Genomic DNA, 5885 nt, shown 5'->3' with positions numbered 1-5885 from the left:
AACCAGATTTAATACTGTTTTTCTCTTCTTCTAATTCTTCCTCCTGACTCCTGACTCCGGTCACTGAGCGTAGCCGATAGCGTAGCGTGGCGTTAGCCATAGTGCTGACTCCTAGCCCTAATGAAAAGACTTTTTCCGCAAACCCTAATTAATCCTGTCTCATTATTTATAACAGCCGTTTAGCCCATAGAAACTCCCACTAATTGCTTGCTTGTTACTTTTCTGGCGCGTACTCTTGATTCAACAACCATCTGGCCCGCAAAAATGTCTCCCGTACAGTACCTCTGCTTCACAGATATAGATAATGCCTGCAAAATCGGTGAAAAACTTGATTGCGACTTGATCCGCAATATTCTCGGCCATCTCCCGATTTTCGGTGAGTACCTCGAACTTTACATTTGAATCGGTGTCGGAAGTGTTGGGTTTACCCGTAGAGCGCACGTTGCGACTCCCTTTACCGCCAGTATCCATCACTGTATAACCAGTCGCCCCGCATTCATCAATGATCTTGGCGATCTTTTTCATCAGAATCTTTTCCGTGACGATGACAAGCTTGTTGGCTTTTTTGGACATCTTGGTTAACTCCTTAAATTATGTACATTAGACTTCTTGGTTTGCCCGGTCAAGGGAGTAAGGACAGACCGCAGCCTCTATGGGATTAGCCTCCACCGAGCGCCTGGGCAAGCCCGACAAAGAAGGGTATGCACAAACCAATGGCAATTGGCGTACCGACGGCTGTGGACGCACCTATATATGCCGATGGATTGGCTGAAGGGATACCGGCTCGCAATGTGGGAGGACCGGAGATGTCTGAACTAGAGGAGGCGATGACAGCTAGTACCACGACACCACCCCAGCTAAATCCCGTGGTGTAGTGGGCAATCATGCCCAGACCGAAGGCGATCGACCCATGTATAAATGGTGCTATCACACTATACACAACATACCATTGAGCCACCTTACGCAGTTCGCCAACCCTTGACCAAGCCTCCATCCCCATGACCAGCATCAAGATCGAAAGCAAGCCGCGAAAGGCGGGATCGTAGAAGCTTTTATAGACATTTTCCGGCTGGGTGAACAGTCCAAGAGCCAGTCCTAACAACATTGCCGATAAGGCAGGACCTCTAAGGCTTTCCTCGATGATCGGCCATATCTTGACCCGATTATCATCAGGATCTTTCTGCTGGCTGAGATACTCCTGTCTGGTGCTGGGATAATTACCAGCCGCAGCGGGTTGCTTGCTTAAAGACTCCTCCATGGCAGAGTCGGCTGATTCTCTAAGTTTCTTCTTGTTGAGGTAAATATTCGCCACAACGATCGCAGTTACGAGGGCGGGGATATCCATAAAGGGATAGAGTGCGCCAGTCCATGCTTCAAATGGAATTTTTTGTTCTTCCAGTACCGTCAGTCCGGCGGCCATGGTAGAACCGCTCACCGCACCAAACAACCCCCCAGTGGCGATCGCATCAACGACTTTGACCTTTGGCAGCTTGGCCAATGTATAGCGGGCGATGAAGACAACAATAATCCCTACCATGATGGCAAATATCATGGGTAACACCATCTCCGTCAGGTTGGACTTACGGATCGCAATTCCACCGGTTAGACCGATTTTGGTGAGCAGCATAAAGACGATGATGGTACAAATTGACTCTGGAATTACCAATTCGCTACCAAGGGCAGCAATGATCATCCCACCAATCAAAAAGGCCAGTGTTGGGGACTGCAACTGGGCAATAAAGTCCTTGATAAATAAGGATACAAAATCCACTAATACCTCCTGGTGCAATAAATGAAATAAATGAAGTTTAAAGAGTTAACGAGAGTAACAGTGAAGGCTTTGATCCCTAAATCACCTATAGCTAGGGTTTACGGTCATTGGCGCGATCGGTTCAGAGATCAATGTTCGTGTTTCTCCAAACAACGCGGCAAAGAAGCCTACACAAACTAACCCCATAGAAACCACCAAGGAGAAAAACTCCTGACGCAAACCTAAAGCCAAGGCTAGGTGCTGCGAGATCATGGTCTCTCTGACATAGCCAAAGACATCACCTCGCAGATTATTTAACCTTGATTGGTGATTGCCATAATTGGGGAATAAAGGTTATGTCAAATTTAAGCAAGCCATTTGATGATGATTTGCTTGGAAATGAACGCTGAAGGTGATGTATCTCGCGTTCAAAAAAGTCCCAACAAAAAGCTGTCGAGGATGATCGCTGATATATTTCAGAATTTGGAGATATTAAATTATTTGGATATTTTTAACTTTACGATATTAGTGAGTAACTTTAAATATTGAACACCAAGAAAATTCTTATTGAACACCAAGGAATTTTTTGATGTAGCCTAATATTCTCATAACTTACGCAGACAATTTATCATCATGGCTGGGTGTAGGATATAGACTTCTTACTAAGATACAAAGTTGGGTTAACGATAGGATATGCCGTAGGTACACCACTTTCACTTCTACATCTGCAAAACATTCACGCCCGAATCACAGTAATCCGACGTTGATTTTCCGTAATCACAACCTCAGTTGATAACCTTTCTTCCATTGGGAGGGCATTTTTCCGCCTATCAAACACAAATAACCAACCAAAATCCAACCCCAAACGGGCTAAATACGATTCTAATTGCTCAATCCCATCAGTTTGGGGATCGCGTTTTTTATCCCTCCAGACCTTTAACTCAATCCCTAACGTGACATCCCTGTAACGCAGACATAAATCCATTCTGTCGCTACCAATTGCATATTCTCTTTCCAAAATTCCACCACCATTAACCACACGATGTAAAAAAGCCATTAATACTATGTGGGGAGCGATTTCATGGTAAACAGCACTACTTAATAATGGTTCTCCATGCTGTCGCCAAAATTTGATAAATGCTGCAAGTAACCCATCTATATTTAATTCACCTTTTGAAGTCAACCAACTAGGACTAATCAGAGGTAAACTATCCTGAGTTCCTTGTACTAAAACGCGGGGAATGACTTCACGATATATCGGGTTAGAAATAACCAATCCTCCCGCCGGGTCGCGTCGCAATAATCCTAAATCTATTAAATATTGGCGATCATCTGCTAAGGTATCAGGTAATGTTTGCCCTGCTAAAATTGGTTCAATAATATTTTTAACTCGTTTGTCTCTGAGTTTTTCAGCTAAACTATCCAAATGAGTATCTTGACGAGCAATTAATATTTCTTTTGCTTGTAAAATATGTTCTTTAGTAATAGCAATATTTCTATCTTTAACCATTTTTTCTACAACTTCCTTAGCTAAAGCATTCACTAACCAAGGTTGTCCTTGGGTTAAATCGAAGGCTGTGGCTGTAGCTTCTGGTGTGAAAATTTGTCCTGTTGCTTGTGTATGTTGTTGATAGAGTTCTGTAACTTCTTCAGCATTAAAATTTCTCAGGGTAATGGAACTAACTTTAATATTAAAAGGACTGGATGTATTTAATCTGTCACTACCACCCGATGCTACTTTATAATCTCGCACATCTCGTAAACCAATTAATCCCACAGATGAGGGAAAATTTTCTGGACGATTGGGGAAACCGTCTCTTAACTGTCGTAAAACTGAAATTAAAGTTTCATCTTGCAAAGAATCAATTTCATCAATAAATATTACCAAAGGTCGGGAGCAAGACTGTGACCAACTTTGTAAAAAAGCCTTAATTCTGTTTCCTGGTTCTTCCTGTTGCCATTGTTTAACAGGTGGTTGTAATTCTTTGGGTAAACGAATATCTATGGTATTATACCAAGTTCCTAAAATCGCTAATTCTGCTGCACTGGGGTCATGATTAAATGCACTCCCTACTTCCACTGATACCATCACTGCTGCATAATTTCCTGTGGCGGTAAGTTGCTGTGCTAGGGATAACATTGCGGTGGTTTTCCCTGTTTGTCGTGGTGCGTGAAGGACAAAATAACTTTCTTGTGCAATTAACATTGATAAGTCGGGAAGACGACTTGTGGCTGAGATGGTATAGTTTTTTTCAGGTTTACAAGGACCTGCAATATTAAACCAGCGAGACATGATGATTTTGGCGGTTGGTGAACTCTTTGATTTTAGATGATTTTCGGGTTGGGGATTTTGCTATAATCTTAAAAAAGTAATCGCCTTGGCGACTAGAAGTCGCGGCTACACAGACAAAACCCACCTCCGTGGGTTGTAAACCCTTTATTTGACCTTAGTCCGCGCAGGCGGACTTTGTTTGTGTAGTAGCGATTTATAATCACCGGAAACTTTTCAAACATCCTCTTAGAAAATAGATTGCTGATGCGATTCCTACGGAGCGCTTCGCTATCGCCGCATAAACCACTACTCACCGCAATAGCGATCGCCTTGGGGAAATAAATTGTTAATGCGATCTCTTATTTCCCACATTAAACAGCAACTAAGTTCAAGAAAAAACTAACTCTGGTTCGTTAATTAGACGTAATAATTTTACTCGTTCGATTGTTTCCATGGCGAAGGTATTGCCTTGTTTATCGGTAAAGTCGATTAGAAAGGCTTTATGGTCAAATGACATTAAGACTGTTCCCATTTGTCCTCGGCGGAGTCTGATTTGCTGATGGGTGACTTTGTGAGTAGCGATCGCATCTTCAGTTAGGGCAACAAGATCGTATTCTTGGATTTCGTTCATGGTGTTTTTTAATTAATTGGATAAGTGTTAGTTAGGCGTGGAAAGTCTTCGGTAATTTTGATAATCCAACAACTTACAACTAGGGATTCACCAACATTGGTACTTATTAGACTATTTGGACAGATCGCCCATCATCACCCACAAAATCTGATCGTCTATTCCCTCAAACAAAACAGCGATCGCCTTTAGAAAATAGATTGCTGATGCGATCGCTTAACTCCTCAAATCGCCAATATAAGCACCAATTTGTTTAAGACCCTGCAAAACTTGAACACGCTCTGTTGTATTTTCTAGCAAGCGATAAGTAGGCGATCGCGTATATTGAGGGGCATTTTGGTGGCGATCGCATTTCAAAAATAATACTTCTCTTCCATTTGTAACCATTCCATAGCAACTTGACTGTAAGTTAGGAGCGCTCAACAAATAAGTAAGTGCTTGGGGGATTCCTGCTGTAACGTCTAGCCTTGCGGGTTTTGATTCGATTACCAAAATCCAAAAACTATCTTGGATCACCAAAATATCAATTCGACCTTGAACTGCTATACCATTAGCTTCGTCCGCAACTTCGATATTGGTACTTACTTCTGCTTTTACCAAAAAAGGAAATTGATAGAAGCCGGCTAAATCTAGCAATGGTGATATAACCACAAGCTTAACAATTTCTTCGAGGGGTGGTTCTTCTTGACTGAGATAGGTGTAGTTTCGAGTGAGGCGATCTAGTCCTTGTAGTTCCGCTTCGGTTAGAGGCGGTGCATTATTTAACCATTCATCAAAAAAGCGATCGCTAGTGTCGAATCTCAAGCCAAAGGTTTGACGGAGGATGCCAAGGGTAAGGCTACTAGCATTTGTAATCACGGTTAAATCCCTATAGTAATTACATGAAGTTTAGATATTTAATCTAGGTTGTAATCCCTAATATACAATACATTAAGAGCAAAAGAGCGATCGCTGATCTCAAAGGTTGAGTTGACGTAAGAAAACCAACAATTCCTGGTGAGTAGATAAATATCAATAGACCTCTTGCAAAAGTCCTTCTTTGCATTCTCCTCTCTGCGCCTCTGCGTCTCTGCGTGAGGAAAAAAAATATAATACTCAAGCCCGAATCACAGTAATCCGACGTTGATTTTCCGTAATCACAACCTCAGTTGATAACCTTTCTTCCATTGGGAGAGCATTTTTCCGCCTATCAAACACAAATAACCAACCAAAATCTAAACCCAAACGCCCTAAAT

The 5885-nt window shown here is 42.1% G+C and carries 6 protein-coding genes; all 6 read right to left on the bottom strand.

Annotated elements, in window-relative coordinates; all coding sequences use genetic code 11:
• Nucleotides 1-240 precede the first annotated feature (240 nt).
• The 6 genes from VB711_RS19185 to VB711_RS19160 all read right to left on the bottom strand — a co-directional run bounded on the left by VB711_RS19185 (nucleotide 241) and on the right by VB711_RS19160 (nucleotide 5508).
• Nucleotides 241-573, bottom strand: a complete 333-nt coding sequence (locus tag VB711_RS19185; protein ID WP_323287836.1) for a P-II family nitrogen regulator — start codon at nucleotides 571-573, stop codon at nucleotides 241-243.
• Nucleotides 574-658: 85 nt separating this feature from the next.
• Nucleotides 659-1771 (bottom strand): sodium-dependent bicarbonate transport family permease, encoded by a 1113-nt coding sequence (locus VB711_RS19180; protein ID WP_323287835.1) that lies wholly within the window; start codon nucleotides 1769-1771, stop codon nucleotides 659-661.
• Between the two features lie 81 nt (nucleotides 1772-1852).
• Complete coding sequence (locus tag VB711_RS19175) at nucleotides 1853-2023, bottom strand: hypothetical protein (protein ID WP_323287834.1); 171 nt, start codon at nucleotides 2021-2023, stop codon at nucleotides 1853-1855.
• 463 nt (nucleotides 2024-2486) lie between these two features.
• Nucleotides 2487-4043: an AAA-like domain-containing protein gene (locus VB711_RS19170; protein ID WP_323287833.1), complete on the bottom strand. Its 1557-nt coding sequence runs from the start codon at nucleotides 4041-4043 to the stop codon at nucleotides 2487-2489.
• 367 nt (nucleotides 4044-4410) lie between these two features.
• Entirely contained in the window at nucleotides 4411-4653 is a 243-nt protein-coding gene (locus VB711_RS19165; RefSeq protein ID WP_323287832.1) for a DUF4926 domain-containing protein, read from the bottom strand.
• 213 nt (nucleotides 4654-4866) lie between these two features.
• Nucleotides 4867-5508 carry a restriction endonuclease subunit R gene (locus tag VB711_RS19160; RefSeq protein WP_323287831.1) on the bottom strand — a complete coding sequence of 214 codons (642 nt, stop codon included), beginning with the start codon at nucleotides 5506-5508 and terminating at the stop codon, nucleotides 4867-4869.
• Nucleotides 5509-5885 lie beyond the last annotated feature (377 nt).

Origin of the sequence: Cronbergia sp. UHCC 0137 (assembly GCF_034932285.1) — a bacterium.
Taxonomy (GTDB): Bacteria; Cyanobacteriota; Cyanobacteriia; order Cyanobacteriales; family Nostocaceae; genus Cronbergia.
Note: the sequence above shows the minus strand (reverse complement) of the source record. Positions and strands in the feature narration are given on the sequence as shown.